Annotated in this window: 18 protein-coding genes; 14 read left to right on the forward strand and 4 right to left on the reverse strand. The window is 59.2% G+C overall.

Features of this window, described 5'->3' with window-relative positions; all coding sequences use genetic code 11:
* Positions 1 to 39: 39 nt before the first annotated feature.
* The 3 genes from AB1S50_RS11025 to AB1S50_RS11035 form a co-directional block, all read right to left on the reverse strand.
* Positions 40 to 3,027, reverse strand: a complete 2,988-nt coding sequence (locus AB1S50_RS11025) for a TonB-dependent receptor (RefSeq protein WP_367150720.1) — start codon at positions 3,025 to 3,027, stop codon at positions 40 to 42.
* Between the two features lie 139 nt (positions 3,028 to 3,166).
* Positions 3,167 to 4,213 (reverse strand): FecR family protein, encoded by a 1,047-nt coding sequence (locus tag AB1S50_RS11030; protein WP_367150722.1) that lies wholly within the window; start codon positions 4,211 to 4,213, stop codon positions 3,167 to 3,169.
* A gap of 358 nt (positions 4,214 to 4,571) precedes the next feature.
* Complete coding sequence (locus AB1S50_RS11035; protein ID WP_367150723.1) at positions 4,572 to 5,099, reverse strand: RNA polymerase sigma factor; 528 nt, start codon at positions 5,097 to 5,099, stop codon at positions 4,572 to 4,574.
* A gap of 208 nt (positions 5,100 to 5,307) precedes the next feature.
* On the opposite strand from AB1S50_RS11035, the gene dnaX reads away from it, so the two are divergent.
* The 10 genes from dnaX (at position 5,308) to AB1S50_RS11085 (ending at position 13,519) form a co-directional block, all read left to right on the forward strand.
* The gene (gene dnaX, locus AB1S50_RS11040; RefSeq protein WP_367150724.1) at positions 5,308 to 7,245 is read left to right on the forward strand and encodes a DNA polymerase III subunit gamma/tau; all 1,938 of its coding nucleotides are present in this window, start codon (positions 5,308 to 5,310) and stop codon (positions 7,243 to 7,245) included.
* Positions 7,242 to 7,586, forward strand: coding sequence for a YbaB/EbfC family nucleoid-associated protein (locus AB1S50_RS11045; protein WP_367150726.1), 345 nt, complete (start codon positions 7,242 to 7,244; stop codon positions 7,584 to 7,586). Before dnaX ends, AB1S50_RS11045 begins: the two co-directional genes overlap by 4 nt.
* Positions 7,587 to 7,614: 28 nt before the next feature.
* Complete coding sequence (recR, locus tag AB1S50_RS11050) at positions 7,615 to 8,217, forward strand: recombination mediator RecR (RefSeq protein WP_367150728.1); 603 nt, start codon at positions 7,615 to 7,617, stop codon at positions 8,215 to 8,217.
* 7 nt (positions 8,218 to 8,224) lie between these two features.
* Positions 8,225 to 9,355, forward strand: coding sequence for a ribonuclease D (gene rnd / locus AB1S50_RS11055; RefSeq protein WP_367150730.1), 1,131 nt, complete (start codon positions 8,225 to 8,227; stop codon positions 9,353 to 9,355).
* 2 nt (positions 9,356 to 9,357) lie between these two features.
* On the forward strand, positions 9,358 to 9,639 hold the full coding sequence (locus AB1S50_RS11060) for a YcgL domain-containing protein (protein WP_367150765.1): 282 nt from the start codon (positions 9,358 to 9,360) through the stop codon (positions 9,637 to 9,639).
* An 8-nt stretch (positions 9,640 to 9,647) separates the two neighbouring features.
* A complete protein-coding gene (locus AB1S50_RS11065; RefSeq protein ID WP_367150731.1) occupies positions 9,648 to 10,103 on the forward strand; it encodes a YcgN family cysteine cluster protein in 456 nt (151 codons plus the stop codon).
* 16 nt (positions 10,104 to 10,119) lie between these two features.
* Entirely contained in the window at positions 10,120 to 10,500 is a 381-nt protein-coding gene (locus AB1S50_RS11070; RefSeq protein ID WP_367150733.1) for a hypothetical protein, read from the forward strand.
* A 168-nt stretch (positions 10,501 to 10,668) separates the two neighbouring features.
* Positions 10,669 to 11,367, forward strand: a complete 699-nt coding sequence (locus AB1S50_RS11075) for a YEATS-associated helix-containing protein (RefSeq protein WP_367150734.1) — start codon at positions 10,669 to 10,671, stop codon at positions 11,365 to 11,367.
* A 113-nt stretch (positions 11,368 to 11,480) separates the two neighbouring features.
* Positions 11,481 to 12,326, forward strand: coding sequence for an AAA family ATPase (locus tag AB1S50_RS11080; RefSeq protein WP_367150736.1), 846 nt, complete (start codon positions 11,481 to 11,483; stop codon positions 12,324 to 12,326).
* A gap of 11 nt (positions 12,327 to 12,337) precedes the next feature.
* Complete coding sequence (locus AB1S50_RS11085; RefSeq protein ID WP_367150737.1) at positions 12,338 to 13,519, forward strand: vWA domain-containing protein; 1,182 nt, start codon at positions 12,338 to 12,340, stop codon at positions 13,517 to 13,519.
* A 174-nt stretch (positions 13,520 to 13,693) separates the two neighbouring features.
* Here the strand turns inward: AB1S50_RS11085 and AB1S50_RS11090 are convergent, their stop codons facing one another.
* Entirely contained in the window at positions 13,694 to 15,175 is a 1,482-nt protein-coding gene (locus AB1S50_RS11090) for a peptide MFS transporter (protein ID WP_367150738.1), read from the reverse strand.
* A 163-nt stretch (positions 15,176 to 15,338) separates the two neighbouring features.
* Here AB1S50_RS11090 and hrpA point away from each other — a divergent pair, with 163 nt between their 5' ends.
* The 4 genes from hrpA (at position 15,339) to AB1S50_RS11110 (ending at position 21,772) form a co-directional block, all read left to right on the forward strand.
* Positions 15,339 to 19,259: an ATP-dependent RNA helicase HrpA gene (hrpA, locus tag AB1S50_RS11095; protein WP_367150740.1), complete on the forward strand. Its 3,921-nt coding sequence runs from the start codon at positions 15,339 to 15,341 to the stop codon at positions 19,257 to 19,259.
* Positions 19,260 to 19,644: 385 nt separating this feature from the next.
* On the forward strand, positions 19,645 to 20,028 hold the full coding sequence (locus AB1S50_RS11100; RefSeq protein WP_367150741.1) for an HvfA family oxazolone/thioamide-modified RiPP metallophore: 384 nt from the start codon (positions 19,645 to 19,647) through the stop codon (positions 20,026 to 20,028).
* Between the two features lie 90 nt (positions 20,029 to 20,118).
* Complete coding sequence (locus AB1S50_RS11105) at positions 20,119 to 20,994, forward strand: HvfB family MNIO-type RiPP peptide maturase (protein WP_367150742.1); 876 nt, start codon at positions 20,119 to 20,121, stop codon at positions 20,992 to 20,994.
* Positions 20,975 to 21,772, forward strand: coding sequence for an HvfC family RiPP maturation protein (locus tag AB1S50_RS11110; protein ID WP_367150743.1), 798 nt, complete (start codon positions 20,975 to 20,977; stop codon positions 21,770 to 21,772). The genes AB1S50_RS11105 and AB1S50_RS11110 overlap by 20 nt, the downstream gene beginning before the upstream one ends.
* Positions 21,773 to 21,803: the final 31 nt, after the last annotated feature.

Below are 21,803 nucleotides of genomic sequence, written 5' to 3' on the forward strand. Positions count from 1 at the left end.
TAGGTGGCGGGATGTCTTCGGCGCCCATCGGGCTGGCGCCTATAGAGTGAAGGAGATGGTGCCGTACCAGTAGCGCCCGCTGAGGTCGTAGGTCCGGCTGTCAAAGTTGTTGCTGAACGCCTTGGCGGCAAAGGGCGGCTCCTCATCCAGAAGGTTGTCTACGCCGAGTGAGAAGCGCCAGCCTTTTTGGGGCAGAGAGTAGGCAAGTTGCAGGTCGTGACTGAACCAGCTGTCGATCTCGCGTGTTACTGCGCTGCCCTCAAGGGTAAAGGATTCCCTCAGTTCTCCTACATAGTGGATGGTATAGCCGCCTTCCCAGCGGTTCTTCTTCCAGTAGAGGCCTGTGTTGGCTTTCCAGTGAGGCAGGGAGCCGGCACCGCCGCTGGAGTTGTCAGCGAAAGTTCCGGCCAGGTCCTCAAATGCCTCGCCCGGCACCGCCTGGTTCAAATAGTGATGCATACGGCCGGCGTTCAGGGCCCAGCGAAGCTGACCGAGGTTTCCCGATTCAAACCCGTAGCGCAGTGCCAGGTCGGCGCCGCGCACCTCCCGCGCACCAATGTTCAGCCGGGTTGCCAGAACCTCAATAATGTCGCCGCCCTCGTCCCGCAGCACACGGTCGGTAAACAGGCCGTTATAAGCGTTCTGGTCAATGAGGTACTGGGGGCTGGTATCGATTACGTCGTTTTGGCGAATGTCAAAAATATCCAGGGTGGCACTGAAACCGGGCAGGGATTGCGGAGCCCAATGCAACCCCAGCGAGCGGTTATCGGAGGTTTCCGGTTGCAGCTCTCTGTTGCCACCAAAGGTAGTCAGGTACTGAATACGGGTAGCGTCGGCCCGGCCCCGACAACCGGGCAGCTGCCCGCTGTCGGTGCGGGTACAGGGGTCGAACAGGAATTCCTGGCTTTGGAAGCCGCGCTGGTGCATGTCCAGCAGCGTGGGTGCCCTGAAGCCGCTGGCGTAACTGGCGCGGATCATGACCGACGGATGTGGCCGCCAGCGCAGGGCAAATTTCGGGTTGGTGGTATTGCCGAAGTCGCTGTAATCAGAAACGCGCACCGCAGTGTCCAGCCACAGGCGCTCGGATAACAGCGGCAGGGATATTTCGGTGAAAATCTCGCCGATTATCCGGTGGCCCAACGCGGAGCCGGAAGCGCTGCTACCGATATAAGACAGGCCCAAGGCATCACTGGACTCGAGATCAATCGCCTCGCGACGGACCTCGATCCCCAGTGCTGCGGGGATATCGCCGGCGCTGTAACTTCCCAGGGCACCGTTGGCGACAAAGGTCAGAGCGCCCATGCGCGAGGAGCCTTCCGTCCGGCTTTCGCCACGGATGTAGCCCAGCTGGGCCCGGTCTATCGAGCCGGGCGGACCTACCAGGTTGACCGGGATACAGCCGCTCTGCTCGGAACAGATGTCGGGGCCTTTGAGCCCGCGTACCAAGCGGTTCGGATCGATCAGATTGGTGATGCGTTCGGAAGTGCCCGTATAGTGGAGTGAAAGCGCCAGATCCCACTGCCAGTCATCCCAGGCGCCTTTCAGGCCCGAATTAAGGCGCCAGTTATCCGTGTGGTTTTGTTGCTCGCGCGGCCCCAGTTCGAGCACACGCTTGCGGATATCGGTGATATCAATGCCAAATGGATTGTAGATGTTATCGGCGGCCAGGGTCAGGTCTCCGTTATCAAATCGGGTGAAGACCGGGGTTGGCGCCGCCGCGAATTCGGACTCGGTGCGAACGGCCATGGCATCGATAAAGAACAGGGTACCGTTACTGAGGTCTAGATTAGCTTCCACATAGGCGGACTTCTGCCCGGCGGGCACCAGTGCTGTGGTGTCCTGGCGGTAGTCGTAGAGATCTTCCTGGGTCCAGGGGCGGTAGCTGTTGCTACTGTTACTGCTACTGCTGTCGTCGGGGCCGTCGGCGATGATGTCGTTGTGGGAGTCGTTGTCGATGTCGTTGTGGGAGCCGTTGTCGTTGGTGGCGGTCAATATCAATAGGTCGCCCAGGGCAATAAAGCCATTTGGAGTAGCCGGTGAGCGACGGTCTTCACCGCCCAGTAGGCGGCTGTCGGCAGAGGCGGAACGGTTGCGGTCCCGGCTCAGTATCCCTCCCCGGCGGTACTGGGCCAGGTTGACCATCACATGCCCGCGATCCCCGGTTGTTCCCCAGGTAATATGGTGGGATTTGGTTTTCTGGTCCCCCGCCTCCGCCGAGCCGTAGTATGTATTGACGGACAAACCTTCGAAATCGTTGCGTGGAATGATATTCACCACCCCCGCGACGGCGTCGGAGCCGTACACCGCAGAGGCCACATCCTTGAGAATCTCTATACGGTCCACCATGGACAGGGGGATACTGTTCAGGTCCGGGCCCCCGCTGTCAAAGTCGTTGCTGATAATGCGGCGCCCGTTGAGCAGCACCAGGGTATTGCTGGCCGGCAGTCCCCGCAGCATTGCAGTGGCGGTGCCATTGTAGTTTTGGTTGACCGCCGTGCTGGTGGAGTTGCCCGATATGGCCGGCAGGAATTTGAGCAATTCGGCCAGGGTCTGTGCACCGGTGAGCTCCAGCTCCTCCCGGGTAAGCAGGTCAATCGGCGCATACTCATCCAGATGGGGATGGCGCAGGTGGGTACCGGTGCGGCTTCCCCTCACCGTGACCTCTTCGGTCTCAACGGTCGGGGACACTTCCCTGTCCTGCGGCGGCTCGCTGGGGCGCGGGAATACGGCGACGGCGGTGGGGCCGGAAAACTGGTAACTAAAGGGTGTGCTGGCCAGCAGCTGCCGCAGCACCGCTTCGAAGTCGCCACCATCGGTGGACAGGGTTTGCGCTGGTATGCGGTGGCCATTGGCCGCCGAAGCTCTGACCAAGACAGAGACCTGGCACCGGCGGCCAAGCTCGATAAGGGACTTGGACAATTTGCCCGCAGGCAGCTTGATTTCGGCTTCCGGGCAGGCGCCAATGGCGCCCTCGGGAAGCGTGCCAAGGCTGGCCAACACGAGTAGTGCCCGAAGTTGTTTCGTCAATTCTGTGCCTGTTTCGCTCGCAACACCTGCCGGAGCACCCCCACCTGACATATTTCTTCTTAATGTATGTTGCCTGGTATTTGGGGCAGGATAAAGGATCTATTGTCTATTAAATAAACGCCCGGATCTTACTTATATCTCAGTTAGGCTTGGGAGACAAGAGAGTCTGGTGGGGGTTGCTGTGATCCAGCCGCAGATCCAGGGCTGCTGCGATGGCCTTGAGGGCGTTGTCCGGGTTGGAGAGTTCGAAGGTTCCGGAAATGGCGCGGTCCCGAATGCTTTGGTCGGCCGCGGCGGGCACTGATAGATAGCGGTTCAGCTCATCCAGCGCGTCACTCAATGCCGTGTTGTCAAACACCAGAACGCCCCGGGTCCAGTCGAGCGCCTCGTCTGCTGAAGTCGGGCTTACATCACTCAGGCCGCGGGTAGAAACGCTCACTTTCTGGTTGCGCTGGAGCTTCACGGACTCCGGCTGCAGACCACTGGCAGTGCGGGCCTCGGTCACCGCAACGGTACCACTGGTGACAGAAACCCTGGCGTTGTTGAAATTGCGCTCCACATTGAATTCTGTACCCAGTACACGGATATTGGCCCGACCCGCCGCAACAGTGAAGGGGCGGGATGTCTGCCGCACCACGTCGAAAAAGGCTTCGCCACGCAGCAGTTCAGTGTGTCGTTCTGCGCGGCTGAAGGCTACGTGAAGTTCGGAATTGGTGTTCAGCTGGACCTGTGAGCCATCGGCCAGGGTGACTGTCTTTGTCTCCCCGAGTCGGGTGATATAGATCTGTTTCTCCGGGTCACCGCCGTCGAACCAGAGGCCACCGGCCCACAGTGTGACAACCAGGCAGGCAGCCACCAAGCCCCCTCCCATCAACCAGTGGGTGGGGTTCAGGCTTTGTACAGGGTTTGGCCTCGAGGGTGCGGCCATCTCCCGCGGTGGCCGGGATGTCGAAGTGATGGACTCCGGGAACAATTGTTCCACCGGCATTTGGGACAGGACTCCGAGATCACCCCAGAGTTCGGCCATCTGGTCAAATGCCAGATGGTTTTCCCCAGTCTGCATCCAGCGGGCGAACGCCTTGCGGTCGGCCCGACTGACGGTATCCGAGCGCAGGCGCGCGATCCAGGTACAAGCCTGATCGAGACTCTCCTCGCTCACCGCTGCTGGCTGGCCCTGTGTGTTCACCCTTATTACCTTGCTAACTGAATTGGTTGACTATCTCGGCGTTCAGGGGAGTCCCCACTGTGACGCATTGTAAGTTGAAAATGCTAATCTGGCGTCTCTATCTATTCGAATCTCTGTTTGGATCCAATATAGCGCAATAAATCTGTATATTTGTACCAATACTTGGTGCTTCCTGTTTTCGGCCGCCTCATTTTTGTGCGCAAATAGCCGCTTTTCGAGAATGAGACGGCTGAATCCGGTTACCCCTCAATCGAGTTTTCGCATATTTCGGTATCAGTTTGCACCCGGTTAGTGCGCTGGCTCGCAAAAATAAGACTTTCCCCTCTGCACAGAGGTTCAGCTGGAACCAGCTTCCGTCTTACCTGTCTGGCTCGACTTTTCGTCTGCATATTTTGAGTGCCTGGAGAATATATTTCTCCACACTACTGACTGATACGTTCATCTCCTGGGCAATTTCGGTGTAGGAAAAACCCCGCACCCGGTGCAGGAGAAAGGCCTGGCGGCATTTTACCGGCAGGCTGTCCATGGCGTCGTGAATGGATTGCAACTGCTGGCGAGCGGCGAGCACCCGCTCCGGGGACTGGTGGTGCGCGTGGCTTTCGTCGACAGTCTCCCCCTCTGCCGGGAGCTGCTGGCTGACATATTCCATATGCAGCTTGCCGCGCCGCAACTGGTCCACAGCCAGATTGTTGGCGATTTGGTAGAGATAGGCGCGCGGGTTGTCCAACTCCTTTTCACTGCTGAGTCTTTGCAGGCGCAGGTAGGCGTGCTGGGCAATGTCTTCGGCATCTTCGCTGTTGCGGACAATCCGGGTCACGAAGCGCACTACCGCCTGGCCGTGGTCGGCAAACAGCTGCTCCAGTAGCGTCTTCCGGGCTTTGTTCATCAGTGGCTGGGATCCCCTGCTTCGCGCCTTTTTTTGGCTGTTGCCTGCGAGTTGGCACATATTTATAACATAGCGACGGGGTTGTCGACGAATCCGCGGGGTTTACCCGCAGCTGTGTCCCAGTGTTTCGATACCGTTATAATGGCCACAGCGCTGCAGGCGCTGGGAATATCTATAGGGCAGGGCGCCTTGGGGCGCTGGAGAGCGGATGAGCTATCAAGTACTGGCGCGCAAGTGGCGGCCGCGGTTGTTTCGCGAGATGGTGGGACAGGAACATGTGTTACAGGCGCTGATCAATGCCCTGGACAAAGGCCGCATGCATCACGCCTATCTGTTTGCCGGTACCCGTGGGGTGGGCAAGACCACCATCGCCCGGATCCTGGCCAAGTGCCTCAATTGCGAGACAGGTGTCAGCTCCGAACCCTGCGGGCGGTGCGCCGCCTGTACCGAGATCGCCGACGGCCGGTTTGTCGATCTGATCGAAGTGGATGCGGCGTCGCGTACCAAGGTGGAAGACACCCGTGAACTGCTGGAAAACGTCCAGTATGCACCGACCAGGGGGCGCTACAAAGTCTATCTCATCGACGAGGTACACATGCTTTCCAACAGCTCATTTAATGCGCTGTTGAAAACCCTGGAGGAGCCCCCGCCACACGTTAAGTTTCTGCTCGCTACCACCGACCCGAAAAAACTGCCGGTTACGGTATTGTCCCGCTGTCTGCAGTTCAACCTGAAGAATATGAGCCCGGAGCGGGTGGTCGAACACCTGCGCTTTGTGCTGGAGCAGGAAATGGTGCCCTTCGAGGAAGCGGCCCTGTGGCTTCTGGGGCGCGCCGCCAACGGCAGTATGCGCGATGCCTTGAGCCTCACCGATCAGGCCATCGCTTTCGGCGGGGGCAAGATCGCCGCGGCGGAGGTGGGCGCGATGCTGGGCAGCATCGATTCGGGCCTGGTGTGGAAGCTGTTGCAGGCGCTGGCGGACGAAAGTGCCCCCTCGCTGTTCGCGGCGGTGGGGGAGCTGGCGCAGCAGGCGCCGGATTACAGCGCCGCCCTGGCGGAACTGGCGAACAATCTGCACCGTATCGCCGTGGCTCAGGTATTGCCGGAGTCCGCTGACAATGCGTTCGGTGACGGCGAACGGTTAGGGGAATACGCAGCGCGGTTGGCGCCGGAAAACGTACAACTCTATTATCAGATGGCATTGCTCGCACGCCGGGACCTGCCACTGGCCCCGGATCCACGCAGTGGCTTTGAAATGGCCCTGTTGCGCATGTTGGCGTTCCGCCCGCAGGGTGTGACCGATATTCCCACAGCCCGACTGCCGGATGGGCAGGTGAAGCCTTCCTCTGAGGAAGGTCGGCCATCGTCCGGGGAGTCGGAGATTGAGGCTCAGACCCCCGCCGAGGTTTCCCGGGGGACGGCCGGTGTAGAAGCGGTACAGGGGGAGACAGGCCCGACCTCTCCGACTGCCTCAGAGGGCGGCGAGGTACAGGCGTCCAGACCTCATATGCCCGTCACAAAACCGCCACAGCGGGAGCCACTGGCGGCGGCCGACGAGGGCGCTGTGCCTGCGCCGGTACCGGAGCTGGTGGATGCTACGGCCGATGCCCGCGCGGCGCATCGCGAACAGCTCAGGGCTCAGGTGGCCGCGGTGCAGGCGGCTCCGGCCACTTCCACGCAACAGCCCGCGACACCGCAAATGCCGGGCAACAAGGCTGCGCGCGCGCGCCTGGAGGCCCTCACCCCCGGCAGTTGGCCCGCGCTGTACGGCCAGCTGGGTATTGCCGGCATACTGCACTCGATTGCATTTCATCTCGAGCTGGTGGGGCGCCGGGACAATATAATTGCCTTTACCCTGGATGAGTCCTACAGCAGCCTTTACGACGAGGTGCACCAGCGCCGCCTCGCGGATGTGTTGAGCGACTTCTTCCAGCAACCGGTCAGCGTCCAGATTCAGGTTGGCCAGGTGCACGGCGGAACCCCCGCGAGTATAGCCGCGGCAACCCGCGAAGCGAGGATGGTGGCAGCGCGGGATGCGCTGTCCCGGGACGCCTTGGTGCGGGAGTTGCGGGACGAGCTGGGGGCGGAACTGCTGCCCGACTCGGTGGAATATCTCAGTGAACTGGAAAGTGAGCAAAGCGAATGAAAGGTTTGGGCAATTTGATGCAACAGGCCCAGCAAATGCAGGCCGACATGCAGGAAAAAATGCAGCAGATGCAGCGGCAGCTCGACGAGCTGCGCCTGCAGGGAGAGGCGGGTGCCGGTATGGTCAAGGTGACCATGAACGGCCGCCATGACGTCATAGCAGTGGAGATCGATCCCGGCCTGATGGGCGAAGACAAGGAAATGCTCGAGGACCTCTTGGCGGCGGCGGTCAACGATGCCGTGCGCCGCGTGGAGGAAAAGAGTCGGGAACTGCAGCAACAGCAATTGGGTGGTCTCGCCGCAGGTATCAACCTGCCCGAAGGTTTCAAGTTTCCGTTTTGATGATTGTTGCTGGCAAAAAATAGTTTCTATGTTTAGTCCCCTGGTTGAAGACCTAATCCGCGCATTGCGTTGCTTGCCCGGTATCGGCCCCAAGTCGGCGCAGCGCATGGCGATGCACCTGCTGGATAAAGACCGGCACGCGGCCGATACACTGGTGCGCGCCCTTGAACAGGCGGTACAGAAAGTCGGCCGTTGCAGCCGTTGCCGCACGCTCACTGAGCGGGAAATCTGCGCGCTTTGTGACAGCAGTCGGCGCGATGGGAAATTCCTCTGTGTCGTTGAGACCCCAGCCGATGTATTCGCTATCGAACAGGCGGGCAACTATCACGGGCGCTACTTTGTGTTGCATGGCCACCTGTCTCCCATCGACGGTGTCGGCCCCGGGGATCTCGGTATCGATCTGCTGCAGCGGCGTTTGGATGAAGAGCCGCTGCAGGAACTGATTGTCGCCACCAACCCAACGGTGGAGGGTGAGGCGACTGCGCAGTTAATTGCCGACCGCGCCAGGGCCAGTGGTGTGGCGGTAAGTCGCATTGCTCACGGTGTTCCCCTAGGTGGAGAACTGGAGTATATCGACGGCGGTACCCTCGCCCACGCCTTCAGTAGCCGCACTGAATTTTTTGGCAGCTGAGGGTCGGATGTCGAAAGTGGATACCAGGCCCATCTGGGTTGAGAGTGGACCCGAGCTGGCGGAGCTTTGCCGGCGTTGGCGCGGGCGGGCAGTGGTGGCGCTGGACACAGAGTTTATGCGCAGCCGCACTTTTTTCCCGCAGCCTGCCCTGGTACAGGTGGGCGATGGTGAGCGCAGTTATCTGATCGACAATCTGGCCGTGGATGATTTGCAGCCGCTGCGGGATCTGTTGCAGGATACTGGCGTGACCAAAATCATGCACAGCTGCAGCGAGGATTTCGAGACCTTGCAGCGGCTGCTGGACACAGTGCCGGCGCCGATTTTCGATACCCAGATTGCCGCAGCCATTGCCGGCATGGAGGCCGGGCTGGGTTACGCTGCCACGGTCAAAGCAACCCTCGGTATTGAATTGCCCAAGAGTGAGACCCGGTCCGACTGGCTGCGGCGGCCGCTGAGTGAAGCGCAAAAAAATTATGCCGCTCTGGATGTGGCCTGGTTGCCGGCGGTTTATGAGGTACTGCTGCAGCGCCTTTGTGCAAAGGACCGCCTCCAGTGGCTGCAGGAGGATTGTGCGGCACTGGTGACCGCGGCTAAGAGCCCCACCGCCCCCGAATCTTATTATCGGAAGGTTAAAGGTGCCTGGCGCCTGCGCGGTGGGAATCTGGCAGTGCTACAGGAGATTTGTGCCTGGCGGGAAAGGGAGGCGCGCCGGCGGGATCTGCCGCGCAATCACCTGTTGAAGGAAAGTGTCTGTATCGCCGTCGCGCAGGGCTTGCCGCGGGACAGGGCTGCACTGGTCCAGGCCGGGATCGAGGGCCGGGCCCTGCGGGAATACGGCGATCAGCTGTTGCAGATTGTTACAAGGGCATCCAAGAGTGCAGATGCGCCACCCAGCCTGCCGCAGCCGCTGAATCGGCTTGAGGGGGAAGACCTCAAACACCTGCGACAAATGGTGGTGCTAGTGGCTGACCAGTGTGGTCTGCCGGCGGAGATACTGGTGCGGCGCAAAGAACTGGAACATCTGGTGCAGGCCCCGCAGCCAAAACTGGAGGGGCGCTTGCGTGGCTGGCGCGCGGAGGTGATTGGTGAGCGGCTGTTACAACTGCTGGAAAAGTTGCGCAGTGAAGGGGCGCAGTGACGATGATTTGTGACATCTACCGCAGTGCCTGTGAGAGTGAAATGTATCTTTACGTCGCCAAGCGTGATGGTATGTCCCGGGTGCCGGATCAATTGCTCGCGCTGTTTGGACAGCCTCGGCATGTGATGACACTATTGCTCACAGCGGAAAAGCCGCTGGCCCGCGCCGATGCTGGCAAGGTATTGGATGAAATCGCACAACGGGGTTTTTACCTGCAGATGCCCCCGCAAGCGGACAGTGCAATGAGTGCTATTGCGGTGCAGAACAGCAAGTTGCAACACTGAGCGAGCTGATGCAGCAGAAACCTTTTTGGCAGCGCAAATCGCTGCAGCAGATGACCGGGGCGGAGTGGGAGTCGCTGTGCGATGGCTGCGGACGCTGCTGCGTACACCGGCTTGAGGATGAGGACAGCGGGCAGGTTTACACCACCAATGTGGCATGCCGGCTGCTCGATACCCACAGCTGCCAGTGTGGTGACTATGCCCACCGAAGACAAAGGGTGCCGGACTGCATCCAACTACAGGGGCGGGATCTGGCGGCTCTGGACTGGCTGCCAGCAACCTGTGCCTATCGCACTCTGGCGGAGGGCCGTCAGTTGGCAGATTGGCATCCGCTGGTTTCCGGAAGTCCGGAGTCCGTGCACCAGGCCGGGATATCGGTGCGCGGCTGTGTCGTCAGTGAAGACCTGGTGCACCCCGAAGATTTAGAACAACACCTGATCACCTGGGTGGGTGATGATGAACAATAAAACAGCGAAATAGGATATGGCCGAAGAATTCAGATTCGCCTGGATGGTTTATAGCGCCGGAACACTGGTGTTATTACTGGCGGGCTGGTGGTTTATGCGCAACTGGAGCTGGGCCTGGCTGCGCTGGCTGATACTGACGGTCACCGCCGCCGCCCTGCTCGCACCGACCCGCTGGGGGGAACCGGATACCCCTGTGATGCCGGTGTTGCCGCTGTTCGTCTATCAAACCCTGTTTGATCAGAATGGGGCAACCCCGGAAGTAACCGCCAGCCTGGTAATCGCCAGTGGCGGTGCAGCCGTGCTGGTTATCCTGTCGGGCCTGGGCCTTGTGCTCATCCGCCGCCTCCGCGCGCGCAGACGCGAGCGCGAGGAGGACCCCTACCTGAATGCGCGCTAGCGCTGTGTGTCTGTGACGGCGCAAAGGCGCCGTTTTTGCTTTGCCTGGTCTCTACTGGCTGTGCCAGCTGCTATATCTATAAAGCTGAGCACACCCCTTGCGCAGCCTGGACTAAAATAGAAAAACGCGCCAATACATCTTCTGGCAGTGCACGGCAAAGGAACACGGATGCTCGACCACCTGCTTATCTTGACCGCGGTGATGCTGGTATCAGGGACTCTGGGCGGCCTGGTGAACTACTACCAGATGCTGTTTACCGAGGAGGATCCGGCCGGCCTGGCCCGATGCCTGATCATGGGACTCTGCGGTGCTCTGATGGTACCGGTTTTACTCAAATTCACCCGTAGCGATCTGTTGCTGGAGATTCAGGGTGATCCCTCGCGCCTGCTGTTGTTTACTGGATACTGTCTGCTGGCGGCTATTGCCTCCCGCGTATTTGTGTTTCACGCCGCCCGCCGGCAGCTGCGTGACGCCAGTATTGCCAGGGCCCGGGTCGAGAACCTGGAGCGGGAACTGCGCACCCTGCAGTTGGAGATTGTGCCCCTGCTGGAGCATGAAATCGAGGGCGACCCGGATTCCGGGCCTGCGCTCGACTTCAATCAGATCCGCAAGCTGGACGACAATGCCCTCCATGTCCTGCGCCTGCTGAATGGTGGTGACTGTGTGTTCCGCTCCCTGCCCGGTATGGTGCGGGAGGGGGGAATGGAAACCAATTCCGGCGCCCGTGCCCTCAACAGCCTGCTGGTGCTGGAAATGGTGGGCAAAATCCACAGTCACCTGGGTATCCGCTGGTATATCACCGACAAGGGGCGCCAGGTCCTCTACCGTCGCAGTGCCCAGCCGGTCGCCAACCGGGTCAGCAACTGAACCCGCACCCCATGCTGTTTATGGGCAAGCCTTCGTCGCCAATTTGTCATTGATCTGTGCCCCGCCTCCTATACCATCCTCGTTATCAGTGAAACTGCAGGATGGAAGCCAAGATGAAATTTACCGGCACCGACAGTTACGTTGCTACTGACGATTTGCAGATGGCCGTCAATGCTGCAGTTACCTTGCAGCGTCCCCTGTTGATCAAGGGGGAGCCCGGAACCGGCAAGACCCTGTTGGCGGGAGAGGTGGCGCGCAGCCTGGGCCTGAAACTGGTGCAGTGGCATATCAAGTCCACCACCAAAGCCCAGCAGGGGCTTTACGAATACGATGCGGTGTCGCGGCTGCGCGACTCCCAGTTGGGTGTCGAGCGCGTACAGGACATCGGCAATTACATCAAACGCGGGAAACTCTGGGAGGCATTCACCGCGGATGAGCGGGTGGTGTTGCTGATTGATGAGATTGACAAGGCGGATATCGAGTTTCCCAACGACCTGTTGGTGGAACTGGACCGTATGGAATTTTTTGTCTACGAAACCGGCCAGACGGTAACCGCCGGGCAGCGCCCCATCGTAATTATCACCTCCAACAATGAAAAAGAACTTCCGGACGCATTCCTGCGCCGCTGTTTCTTTCACTACATCAGCTTTCCCCACAGGGACGCTATGCGACAAATCGTGGAAGTGCACTATCCGGGCATCAAGCAGCAATTGGTGAACGAGGCGATGGATATTTTCTTCCAGTTGCGGGAGGTTCCCGGGCTCAAGAAAAAACCGTCCACATCCGAATTGATCGACTGGTTGAAACTGCTGCTGGCGGATGATATTCCCGAGGAGGTATTGAAGAGTCGCGACAACAGCAATGCGATACCCCCCTTGTGTGGTGCCCTGCTGAAGAATGAGCAGGACGTCCATATGCTGGAGCGTCTCGCATTTATGGTGCGCAGGGAAAGCCGCTGAGCGGTACCGCCATGCTGATCGGATTTTTCCTCAACCTGCGGCGCTATCAACTGCCCGTGTCCATTACCGAGCTATTGGCACTGCTGGGGGCTTTGCAGCAGCGATTGGTGTTTGCCGATGTAGAGGACTTTTATTTCCTGGCCCGTACCTGCCTGGTCAAAGACGAAAAACACTTTGACAAGTTTGACCGCGCATTCGATACCTATTTCAGGGACCTGGAAAGCCTGGATGATATCGTCGAACAGCTGATACCTGAGGACTGGCTGCGGGCCGAGTTTTTAAACCAGCTCAGTGAAGAGGACAAGACCAGGATAAACAGTCTGGGCGGGCTGGAAAAACTGCTGGAGGAGTTTCAACAGAGGCTGAAACAGCAGCAAAAACGCCACAGTGGCGGCAACCGCTGGGTCGGCACTGCCGGCACCAGTCCTTTTGGCAATAGCGGCTACCACCCCGGCGGTATCCGTGTCGGCGGAAGTAGCCGCAACCGCTCGGCGGTAAAGGTCTGGCAGCGGCGCCAGTTCCGTAATCTGGATGACAAAGTCGCTCTGGGCAGCCGCAATATCCAGGTGGCGTTACGCAAGTTGCGCAAGTTCGCCCGCACGGGTGCGGCGCAGGAGCTGGACCTGAGCGACACCATTTCCGCCACCGCGCGCAATGGGGGGCTACTGGATATCCGTATGGTGCCGGAGCGCCACAATGCCATCAAGGTGCTGATTTTTTTCGATGTCGGTGGATCCATGGATCCCTATGTGCGGGTATGTGAAGAGCTGTTTTCCGCCTGTCGCTCAGAGTTCAAGCATCTGGATTATTTTTATTTCCACAATTTTATTTACGAGCACGTGTGGCGGGACAACCAGCGCCGTCACCGGGAGACAGTGTCCTTGCCGGAGGTGCTGCGTACCTACAGCAGGGATTACAAGGTGATATTCGTCGGCGATGCCTCGATGGCACCTTATGAGATCACCAGCCGTTACGGCAGTGCCGAACACATGAACGAGGAAGCGGGTGCGATTTGGATGGAGAGAGTGACCGGCACCTACGGCAATCTGGTATGGCTGAATCCGGTTGCGGAGGAGTACTGGCCCCTCACGGCCAGCATCGGCCTGACACAACGCCTGGTCGGTGGTCACATGTATCCCATGACCCCGGAAGGTTTGGACCGCGCTATTGCCCGCCTGGTAAAAGGCCGCTGATACCTCGGCAGCTCCCGCCAGTTTGTTGAAAAAGCCTTTGCTCGACCTGTGCCGCACAGATGCACAACCCCTCTACTACAAATCCAACACTCGCACGCTTGATTATTGGCCCGAACATCCCTGTCCGGCTTGGCTGTCAAAAATAGTTTCATCAACAGCTCGCTGAACCAGTGTTCACTGGTTGCCACTGAAGTGTTTTGGGGGGGTGCCGTCGTGATCGGCGGTGATGGCGATTTCCTCCTGCGCGGTGGGGCCAAACTCTGCATGGGCTTCCTCTGCGCCGTGCATCCAGTCCACCAGCTTCTCGCGGATCAGAAACAGAATGATACCGGCACCGATCGCCGCGATCGCTACGCCACCAAAGGTCGCCAGTGGACCTGCCTCGCCCACCAGCTTGCCTATTTCCGCGGCGCCCTTGTTGGCGATACCGATAAAGGCGAACCACAATCCCATCATCAGCGACAGGTAGCGCAGAGGTGACAGTTTGGTGACCATCGACAGGCCTATGGGCGACAGGCAGAGTTCGCCAATAGTGTGAAAGATATAGGCCAGTACCAGCCACCAAAGGCTGGCCTTGGTGGTTTCCGCAGGGCCTATCTGCAGTGCCGCCCCCACCATGGACACAAAACCCAAGCCGAGGAAGATCAGACCAAAGCTGAACTTGGCTGGCGAGTTGGGTTCTCGGTCCCCAAGTCCTATCCAGATACTGGCGATCACTGGTGCCAGGATGATGATGAACAGCGGATTGACCATCTGTAGCCAGCTGGCGGGAATCTCCCAGCCCATGACGTTGAGATCCGTGTTGTACTTGGCGAACAGGTTCATGGAGCCAGCGGCCTGTTCGAATCCGGCCCAGAAAATCACCGTGAAGATTCCGAGAATCAGGATCACTTTGATGCGGTCCCGCTCTTCCGGCGTCAGGGGGGCGTGCCTGTCCTCCAGGTCCTGTTGCAGCCCCAGCTTGGCCGAGGGTTTCGTGCCCACCGCGCCCAACAGACGGTTTGCCTGGGTCATCTGTAGCAACAGACCCAGTGCCATCCCCAGGCCGGCGACGAAAAATGCCAGCTGGTAGTTGACTTTCTCGCCGATCCAGCCGATCACCAGGTAGCCCAGGATGGAGCCCAGGTTAATACCCATGTAGAAAATGGTAAAAGCTGTGTCCCGCCGCTTGTCACCCTCCTCGTAGAGGTCGCCCACCATGGTGGAGATGTTGGGTTTGAAGAAGCCATTGCCGAGAATCATCAGTGCCAGCCCCAGCCACAACAGATAGATCTCGCGGCCATCGGGCAGCCAGGCGTGGGGGAAAGCCAGCGCAAACTGGCCCAGCATCATCAGAGTGCCACCGACCATGATACAGCGGCGCTGGCCCCAGATATTGTCCGCCATCCAGCCGCCAAGTATCGGTGTCAGGTAAACCAGCATGGCATACCAGCCCAGATAACTGAGCGCCTTGGACTGCAGCTCCACGTCGGACAACTGCTCCCAGCCGAATACCGCCGCGGTTGTTGCGGACGTCAGGTAGAAGACGAAGATGCCCCGCATCCCGTAGTAACTCAGGCGTTCCCACATCTCGGTGCCGAACAACAGGAAGAGGCCTTTTGGATGACCAAGTGCTTCCCCAGCTGTGGCCGGGGGTTTGGGTTTCAGATCTAGCATGGAGGCTTCCTTCGGACAAACAAACTGCGGCAATGAATGGCCGTGATGGCGGATGAGACCACCACCATTTAGTGTAGTTCAGCGCCAAGACCTGGAGTTGGCAACACTGTGCAGTGATTCTGCGTTGGGTATAATCGCCGGTTTGCAGAGTTGTTCCCGAATCATGAGTCACGCCGAAAACCAGAAGTTGTTGGATACCGCCGCCGGGCAGATAGCCACCTGCATGGCGCGGGACCGGCAGCGGCTGCGCAAGGTGATTGCCAGCGCCCGCCGGAGGTTGCGGGAGGGCAGGCCCGTGGACCGGTTGCAGGCTCAGCTGCGAGAGCAGCTGGCCGCCTCCCAGGCCCTGGCAGCTGAGCGCCGCGCAAAACTACCGGAGGTAACCTGGCCGGAGGAGTTGCCGGTGGTGGCGCGGCGGGAAGAGATTGCGAGTTTGATAGAAGCCCACCAAGTGGTCGTCGTGGCTGGTGAAACAGGTTCCGGCAAGACCACCCAGCTGCCCAAGATCTGCCTGCAACTGGGGCGGGGGATCTTTGGGCAGATAGGGCACACTCAGCCGCGGCGTATCGCCGCGCGCACAGTGGCGAACCGTATCGCCGAGGAGTTGCGGCAACCCCTGGGGCAGGCGGTGGGCTATCAGGTCCGGTTCACCGATCACGCTGACGAATACACCCATATCAAGCTGATGACCGACGGGATACTGCTGGCAGAAATTCAGCGCGATCCACTGCTCACCAGATACGACACGCTGATTGTCGATGAGGCCCACGAGCGCAGCCTGAATATCGACTTTCTGCTGGGCTACCTGAAAGTGGTGCTGCCAAAGCGCCCGGATCTCAAGTTGATCATCACGTCCGCTACCATTGATGTGGAAAAATTTTCCCGGCATTTTGATGATGCGCCCATCATCGAGGTATCCGGCCGCACCTACCCGGTGGACATTCACTACCGGCCGCCAGTCGACTCCGATGCTGACTTGGGCGAGCAGCTGGTTACTGCGGTCGAGGAACTGCTGCGCGAAGAAAAAAACAGCGGTCGCCGCGGAGGCGACATTCTGGCGTTTATGAGCGGTGAGCGCGAGATTCGCGAATGCGCCAAGGCGCTGCGGGATGCCGATATCCCACAGCTGGAAATCCTGCCGCTGTATGCGCGGCTGAGCCTCGCCGAGCAGAGCCGGGTGTTTCGCGCACACCGCGGCCGGCGCCTGGTACTGGCCACCAACGTGGCCGAGACTTCCATCACCGTCCCCGGCATCCGCTACGTGATAGACCCGGGCACAGCGCGCATCAGCCGCTACAGCTACCGCAACAAAATCCAGCGTTTGCCGGTCGAACCTGTTTCCCAGGCCAGTGCCAATCAGCGGGCCGGGCGCTGCGGGCGTGTCAGTGCCGGCATTTGTGTGCGGCTTTATGAGCAGAGTGATTTTGAACAGCGGCCCGAGTTTACCGATGCGGAAATCCTGCGCACCAACCTCGCCGCCGTCATCCTGCAGATGCTGCAGTTGCGTATTGGCGATATTCGACAGTTTCCATTCGTAGACCCGCCGGATGAGCGGCTTATCAACGACGGCTACAAGCTGCTGCAGGAATTGCAGGCCGTAACCGGGGAGGGGGCAGTGACCCCACTGGGGCGGTCCCTGTCGCGCCTGCCGGTGGATCCCTGCCTGGGAAGGATGCTGCTGGCCGCAGCGGAACTGGGCAGCTTGCGCGAAGTGCTGATTATCGCCAGTGCCCTGGCGGTGCAGGACCCCCGCGAGCGCCCGGCGGAGAAGCGCCAGGCTGCGGATGAGAAGCACCGCCAGTGGCGCCACGAACAATCCGATTTTCTCTCTTTCGTGCAGCTCTGGGATACGTTTGAGGAGCGGCGCCAGGAACTGAGCCAGAACCAGTTGCGCAAATGGTGCCAAAAAAACTTCCTCGCCTGGTTGCGCATGCGGGAGTGGAGGGATATTCATCACCAGCTGCGCGTCGCCTGCCGGGCGCTTAAGCTGTGCGAAAACGCTGATCCGGCAGATTACGCCACCGTACACAGGGCCTTGGTGCCGGGATTGATCGGCAATATTGGTGCGCGTGACGAAAACAGGGAATTTATCGGTTGCCGCAACCGGCGTTTCCATATATTTCCCGGGTCCGGGCAGTTCAAGAAGCCGCCACACTGGGTGGTATCGGCGCAGTTGTTGGAGACCAGCCGCCTGTTTGCCCACACAGTAGCGAAAGTCGAACCCGACTGGGTTCTGGCGGCGGCGGAGCATCTGGTCAAACGGCATTATTTTGAGCCTCACTACGATGCCCGCGCGGGCCAGGTAATGGCGTTCGAGAAAATCTCCCTCTACGGCCTGGTGCTGGCGGAGAAACGCCGTATCCACTACGGCAAGCAGGACCCGGATACCGCGCGGGAGGTGTTTATTCGCCAGGCACTGGTGGAAAGACGCTATCGCGGCAAGGGGCAGTTTTTCCGTCACTACTGTGACCTGCTCAGTGAACTGGAGGCGCTGGAGGCCAAGTCCCGCCGGCGGGATATTCTGGTGGATGACGAGGTGGTGTTCCGCTTCTTTGATGAGCGACTACCGGTGGGGGTTGTCAACCTCGCTGGTTTCGAGCACTGGCGCAAGCAGGCCGAACAGCGGGATCCGAAACTGTTGTACCTCCCGCGGGAACTGCTGATGCAGCAGAGTGCCGACCACCTGGGAGAGGCGCAGTTCCCGGATCTGTTGCAAACGGGGGGAATCGAATTTCCCCTGAAGTACCATTTTGAACCGGGTAGCATCAATGACGGGGTGAGTATCCTGGTGCCGGTGGGGGCATTGCATCAGGTGCCCGCAGAGCGACTATCGTGGATGGTGCCCGGGCTGCTGCGGGACAAATGCATCGCCCTGATCAAGGCGTTGCCCAAGCAGTGGCGCAAATACTTTGTGCTGGTACCGGCGGCCGTAGACCGGGCGCTACCCCGCCTGCGGCCGGATGGCACCCCCCTGTGGCAATCCCTGGCGCTGGAGTTGAAGCGGCAGACGGCACGGGAACTGCCGGATTCCGCCTGGGAGAGCGCCGAGCGGGGATTGGAGGATTTTTACCGTATCAATATCCAGGTGCTTGATGAAGGCGGTGAGTTGCTGGATCAGGGGCGCACACTGTCTGCGCTGCAGGAGCGCTATCGCGATCGGGTGCAACGACAGTTGGCTACCGCCGGCGATGACTTTGAGCGCGACGGCATCACCCGCTGGGACTTCGGTGACCTGCCGGAAACCCATAGCCTGCAGCAGGGAGCCCTGCGGGTTCGCGCCTACCCGGCGCTGATCGAGTCGGGAGACACAGTCGCACTCAAATTGCTCGACAATCCCGATGATGCGCGCCGGCAGTCCCGCGCAGGAATCTGCCGGCTGGCACTGCTGCACCTGCCCGAGCAGGTCAAATACCTGCGCAAAGAGCTGCTGCGGGGCAGGGAATTGGGCCTGAGTGCTGCAGATCTGGGCCGTCGTGAAGAGGTGGCCGACGATATAATGCTGGCGGCCGCGCGCGAGCTGTTCTGGCCGGACGAGCAGTGGCCCCGCAGCCTGGCCGAATTTGAAGCGGCGTTGCAGAAACGAAGCGAACTGGTGGCTGTTGCGCAGACCATGGCCGACCTGCTCATCAAGGCACTGGCGCAGCTGGTGCCACTGCGAAAACAGCTCAAACAGCAGAGGAATCTGGCACTGGCCATGGCTGTGGGCGATATACAGCAGCAGTTGGCGGGCCTCTTCTACCGCGGATGTATTTTTGATACGCCGCTCGAATGGCAGCGACAGTTGGGACGTTACCTGAAGGCCATCAGCCTGCGACTGGAGAAGGCGGCGCTGGACCCCAATCGCGATCGCCGCCTGCAGGCGGAGTTTTACCAGCCCGCTGAGCCATATCTCGCCCTGCTCGACCGGCACAGCCCCCGGCTATTGGCCGCAGACCCGGCCCTGTGCCGCTACCGCTGGATGCTGGAGGAATTTCGCGTGTCGCTGTTTGCCCAGTCACTGAAAACTTTGGCGCCAGTATCCGCCAAACGACTCCAGAAGCAGTGGCAGGAAATTCAGCAAAGCAAGCCGACTGGGGCCTGTTGACACTAAGACATGCTGAGCCGAGCTGCCATTTTCTGCCGGACCGTGGGGGTATCCCAGGGCTTAGGGTCAGCGCGGTCAACATGAATAACCTGCTTGTTTTGGTCAACTCTGCATTTAGAGCCCGCTTCTATCCTGCTGAAGCCTCCCTTTGTCTCACTGAGCGTCAACAAAACTGGCAGGGTAATGTAAGAATCCTGTTTCGTTGTCGACTAACTTGGCGAGATCCCACATGCGTACAGTGCTTCCGTACCGGGGTAAGGTGTTACGCCAGTGGTCTCGCAACGTAACCGTCAATCCCCCGGCGATGTTATACTCCTGGGACGGCGGCATCTCGCGCCGTTGGATTGCTTGTTTGTGTAGTTAGGGTATCAATAGGAGACTTTATATGACTAAAAAGAATCTACCTCTCGTGGCAGCAGTGGGCGCGGCTTTCTTGACTTCCGCTTCTATGAGTGTCGCAGCGGCCAATGCCAACCCCTTTGCCGCCGATGAATTATCTTCCGGTTACAACCTTGCCATGAGCGGGCACGGCTCGGCTGACAAGGATAAGGAAGGTAAGTGCGGCGAAGGCAAATGCGGCGAAGAAGGCAAAAAGAAGGAAGGTAAATGCGGCGAAGGCAAGTGCGGCGAAGGTAAGAAAAAGGAAGGTAAGTGCGGCGAAGGCAAGTGCGGCGAAGGTAAGAAAAAGGAAGGTAAGTGCGGCGAAGGCAAGTGCGGCGAAGGTAAGAAAAAGGAAGGTAAGTGCGGCGAAGGCAAGTGCGGCGGATAATAACCGCATAGACCCCTGCGTGGGGGTGAGGTGTCCATCTGTCGCTTCCACCCCTGCGCCCGCCAATTTCAATTCCCGCCGACATTTGTTATGAGCAAGTTCAAGACCGAAGACAAAACTTTGCAAGACCACCCCGTATCCGGTGCCGGCCTGGGTTTGCGGCGCTCGATGATGGGTGAGGATATCTCCACTGACCAGGTCGATTTCCTGGAGGTTGCTCCGGAAAACTGGATCGGTGTGGGAGGCCGTTACGGCCGCTGGTTTCGCGAATACACCGAGCGCTTCCCATTCGTTTTGCATGGCCTGTCACTGTCAATCGGTTCCCCGGCTCCCCTCGATCTGGAGCTGGTGCGCTCTATCAAGCAATTTATGCGGGAGCACCAGATACTTTGCTACAGCGAGCATCTGAGTTACTGCTCGGATCACGGTCATCTGTACGACCTGTTGCCGATTCCCTTTACAGTGGAGGCCGTGTCCTATGTGGCCGAACGCATCCGCAGAGTACAGGATGAGCTGGGCCAGCGCATAGCGATGGAAAATGTATCCTACTATGCGGCGCCCGCACAGGAATTGTCCGAGTTGGAATTTCTTACTGCAGTACTGGATGAGGCGGACTGTGGTTTGCTGCTGGACGTCAACAATATTTATGTGAATTCCATTAACCACAGCTACGATCCGGTGGCGTTTTTGCGTGGGCTGCCCAGTGAGCGCATTCTCTATGCCCATATCGCAGGCCATTACGACGAAGCGGAAGATCTCAAGGTGGATACTCACGGCACCTCAGTGATCGACCCGGTATGGCAGTTGCTGGAAGAGGCCTATGCAGTGCACGGATCGGTTCCGACTCTGCTGGAGCGGGACTTCAATATTCCGCCTTTGCCCGACCTGTTATCCGAAGTGAATCGTATCAGGGAAGTACAGGCGGATGCCGTGACAGAGGTGGTTTATGCCCGCAATCACCGGTAAAGCGCATCGGGAGGCGGTTGGGCGCCCGGGTGAGTTTAAGCAGGCACAGCGGGAATTTGCCGCGCATTTGCGGGCACCCGACGAAAAGCCGGCACCGACGGACATTGAGGATCGCCGGCTGGGCATCTACCGGGACCTGATATACAACAACATTGAGAACTTTGTCGCCAGCGGCTTCCCGATTCTTCGCAGTATATACAGCGATCCGGACTGGCATGCGATGGTGCGCGATTTCGTACACCGCCATGCCTCTGAGAGCCCCTACTTTCTGCAAATCAGCGAGGAATTTCTGCACTACCTGCAATCGGAGCGTGACCCCCAACCCTGCGATCCGCCATTTTTAATGGAGCTTGCCCATTACGAATGGGTGGAGCTGGCTCTGGATGTCAGCGATGCGGAGTTTCCTGCGGATCTTTCCTCGCAGGGAGATATCCTCGATAGCATACCGGTAGTGTCACCACTGGTATGGAGTTTGAACTATCGTTTTCCCGTGCATCAGCTCGGGCCCTCTTTTCAGCCCAAAGAAGCACCTGAGCAGGCCACTTTTCTGTTGGTCTACCGCAACCGAAAGGATAAGGTAGGCTTTATGGAAGCCAATGCAGTTACGGCCAGGCTGCTGCAACTGGCCCGTGCTGAGGATCTGAGCGGAAGAGAGCTCATAGAGGCGGTCGGTCGGGAGATGCAACACCCGGACCCGGAGGCACTGCTGGGATTTGGCCGCGATCTGCTGGAAAAACTAATGGCTCTCGATATTATTGCCGGACTGAACGTACGATAACAGGTACGACCGCCTACATTGCCAGCTTAAA

The sequence above is a fragment of the Microbulbifer discodermiae genome (assembly GCF_040742695.1).
Classification (GTDB): domain Bacteria; phylum Pseudomonadota; class Gammaproteobacteria; order Pseudomonadales; family Cellvibrionaceae; genus Microbulbifer.